The following is a 3,707-nucleotide window of genomic DNA, read 5'->3' as shown; positions in this document are numbered from 1 at the left end:
ATCACAGCGTTCGCAGCCGCAGCCTTTATGGCTCCTGCGGTTTATGCGGAGGAGTTTATAACGATTGGCACGGGGGGTGTTACGGGGGTTTATTATCCGACGGGTGGCGCGATTTGTCGGTTGGTGAACAAGGGCCGGAAAGAGCATGGGGTTCGGTGTTCTGTGGAATCGACCGGTGGGTCGGTGTACAACATCAACACCATTCGCGAGGGCGAGTTGGAGTTTGGTGTGGCCCAATCCGACTGGCAGTATCACGCGTATAACGGCACCTCGAAATTCGAAGACGCGGGCGCGTTTGACGGGCTGCGGGCGGTGTTCTCGGTGCATCCCGAGCCGTTCACCGTTGTGGCGCGGGCCGATGCGGGCATCAGCAGCTTTGAAGACCTCAAGGGCAAGCGTGTGAACATCGGCAACCCGGGTTCCGGTCAGCGCGGTACCATGGATGTGGTTCTGGAAGCGATGGGCTGGACCATCGATGATTTCGAACTGGCCTCGGAACTGAAAGCGGCCGAGCAGTCGGCGGCGCTGTGCGACAACCAGCTGGATGCGATGATCTACACGGTGGGTCATCCGTCGGGCTCGATCCAGGAAGCGACCACCGCGTGTGATTCCGTTCTGGTGAACGTAACCGGTGACGCGATCCAGGGTCTGATCGACAACAACTCGTACTACCGCACCGCGACCATTCCGGGCGGCATGTATCGCGGCTCGGACGGTGACACCACGACCTTTGGTGTGGGCGCGACCTTCGTGACCTCGGCAGACGTGTCGGATGACGCGGTCTATGCGGTTGTCAGCTCGGTCTTTGAAAACTTCGACGACTTCAAAAAGCTGCACCCCGCATTTGCCAACCTGCAGCCGGAAGAGATGATTGCGGATGGTTTGTCGGCGCCGCTGCATCCGGGGGCCGAGAAGTACTACAAGGAAAAAGGCTGGCTGCAGTAAGCCGGATCTGATGGGGGCGCGCCTGTGACGGGCGCGCCCTTTTTTACACACCCGGGGAGCGGGTGAAGATGAGGCCGAAACGGCCCGCAAGATCGCACAGCGACGGGGAGACGCCTGATGAGTTCCGACACACAATCCAACCGCCCGCTATCCGAAGAAGAGCTTCAGGATCTGGTCGCCTCATCCGATGCGGGGGCGCGCAATCCGGCGGGCAATGTGGGGCTGTTTCTGGCCATTGTCGCGGTGCTGTGGTCGGTCTTTCAGGTGGTGCTGGCCTCGCCCTTGTCGAATGCGCTGCTGCCGGGCAGCGTGGTGAACAACTCGCGCCAGATCCATCTGGCCTTTGCGATCTTTTTGGCCTTTGCGGCCTATCCGGCGCTGAAATCCAGCCCGCGCAATTACATCCCCATCCAGGATTGGATCATGGGCGTGGTGGGCGCGGTAATCGCGCTTTATGGCTATATCTTCTACGAAAAAGTTGTGAACAACGGGTTACTGGCCGACGACGTGGACAAATGGGTCGCGCTCGGCGGGTTGCTGCTGCTGTTTGAGGCCGCGCGGCGTGCGCTTGGCCCGGCGATGGCGATCATTGCGACGATTTTCCTGGCTTATGTGTTCTTTGGCTCGTCCGACTGGGTGCCCGAGGTGATCCAGTGGAAGGGTGCCAGCCTGAAAAAGGCCATGAGCCATATGTGGATCACGTCCGAGGGTGTCTTTGGTATCGCGCTTGGCGTGTCGACCAAGTTCGTCTTCCTCTTCGTGCTGTTTGGCGCGCTGCTGGATAAGGCGGGCGCGGGCAATTACTTTATCAAGATGGCCTTTGGCGCGCTGGGACACCTGCGCGGCGGCCCGGCCAAGGCGGCTGTGGTGGGCTCGGCGGCGACCGGCCTGATCTCGGGCTCGTCGATTGCGAACGTTGTGACCACCGGCACCTTTACCATCCCGCTGATGAAGCGGGTGGGCTTTTCCAGCGAACAGGCGGGCTCGGTCGAGGTCGCCAGTTCCGTGAATGGCCAGATCATGCCGCCGGTGATGGGCGCTGCGGCCTTCCTGATGGTGGAATATGTGGGCATTTCCTATGTCGAGGTGATCACTCACGCCTTCCTGCCCGCCGCAATCTCCTACATCGCGCTGGTCTATATCGTGCACCTTGAGGCGGTGAAGCGGAACATGCCGACGCTGGGTGACCGCGTGGTCTCGATGGGCCGCACAATCGGCGGCATGGCGGTGTTCTTTGTGGGCTTTGCCGGGCTCTGCTATGGCATTCAGTATCCGATCAAGGGCATCATTGCGCTGATCCCGGATGCGTCGGGTCTGGTGCTGTCGGCGCTGGTTGTGGTGGCCTATCTGTTCCTGCTGAAACTGGCCTCGGGCGTCGAGGATCTGGTGCCCGATGATCCCAACGCCAAAGAGGTCGAACTGCCGGTGATTGCCGATATCTACAAGGCCGGTCTGCATTACCTGCTGCCGATCATCGTGCTGGTCTACTTCCTGATGATCGAGCAGAAATCGCCGGGCCTGTCGGCCTTCTGGGCGACCTCGCTGCTGTTCGTGATCCTGCTGACGCAGAAGCCGATGAAGTCGATCTTCCGCGGTGAGAACAACACCGTCAACGCCTTCCGCGACGGGGTTGCCGACCTGTGGAACGGGTTGATCGACGGCGCGCGCAACATGATCGGCATCGCGCTGGCCACCGCCACCGCGGGTGTGATCGTGGGCACCGTGACGCTGACCGGCGTGGGGCAGGTGATGGCCGATCTGGTCGAGTTCCTGTCGGGCGGCAACCTGATCGCCATGCTGGCGCTGGTGGGTCTGCTCAGCCTCATTCTGGGCATGGGCCTGCCGACCACGGCGAACTATATCGTTGTCAGCTCGCTGATGGCCGGTGTTGTGGTTGAGCTGGGCGCGCAGGACGGTCTGATCGTGCCGCTGATCGCGGTGCATCTGTTTGTGTTCTACTTCGGCATCATGGCCGATGTGACACCACCCGTGGGACTGGCCAGCTTTGCCGCTGCCGCCGTGTCGGGCGGGGATGCGATCAAGACGGGCTTTACCGCCTTCTTCTACAGCTTGCGCACCGTGGCGCTGCCGTTTGTGTTCATCTTCAACACTGATCTGCTGCTGATCGATGTGGGCTGGGTGCAGGGCATTCTGGTGGCGATCTCCGCCACCATCGCGATCCTGATCTTCACCGCCGGCACCATGGGCTGGTTCCTGACCCGCAACCGCATCTATGAAAGCGTGGCGCTGATCCTGATTGCCTTTGCGCTGTTCCGGCCGGACTTCTTCATGAACCGGATCGCGCCGCCCTTTGCGCAGATCGAACCGGCGCAGCTGGAACAAGCGGTGGGCGAGGCCGCCCCGGGCAGTTCCTTGCGCATCGAGGTTGCAGGCCCCGATTTTGACACCGGCAACATGACCGAGACCACCGTGGTCTTGACCGTCGGCGACGAGGCGGACGGTGCCGCCCGGGTCGAAGCGCTGGGTCTGATCACGCTGAACGAGGATGGTCTGGTCAAACTGGACGAGCCGCTCTTTGGCACGGCGGTCGCGGATGAGCTGTCGAACTTCGACTACTACGCCGACGAGCCCGTCCGCATCACCACCGTGCAGGCCCCCCAGAACCAGCCCCCCAAAGAGCTGATGTTCATCCCCGCGCTCATCCTGCTCGCCCTCATCGCCTTCCTGCAAAAAAACCGCGCAGCCCGCACAAATGAACAAGAGGTAACACCATGATAAAATCCGTCCTCTGTGCCGTGGAT

The 3,707-nt window shown here is 61.3% G+C and carries 2 protein-coding genes; both read left to right on the top strand.

Annotated elements, in window-relative coordinates; all coding sequences use genetic code 11:
* Positions 1-945: TAXI family TRAP transporter solute-binding subunit (locus ACR0AG_RS22350; protein WP_480842873.1), on the top strand; the 945-nt coding region annotated here is incomplete at its 5' end.
* 117 nt (positions 946-1,062) lie between these two features.
* Complete coding sequence (locus tag ACR0AG_RS22345; protein WP_480842871.1) at positions 1,063-3,681, top strand: TRAP transporter permease; 2,619 nt, start codon at positions 1,063-1,065, stop codon at positions 3,679-3,681.
* Positions 3,682-3,707 lie beyond the last annotated feature (26 nt).

This window comes from Ruegeria sp. H6, assembly GCF_056532975.1.
The sequence above is the reverse complement of the archived record's forward strand: the minus strand, read 5'-3'. Positions and strand labels throughout refer to the sequence as shown.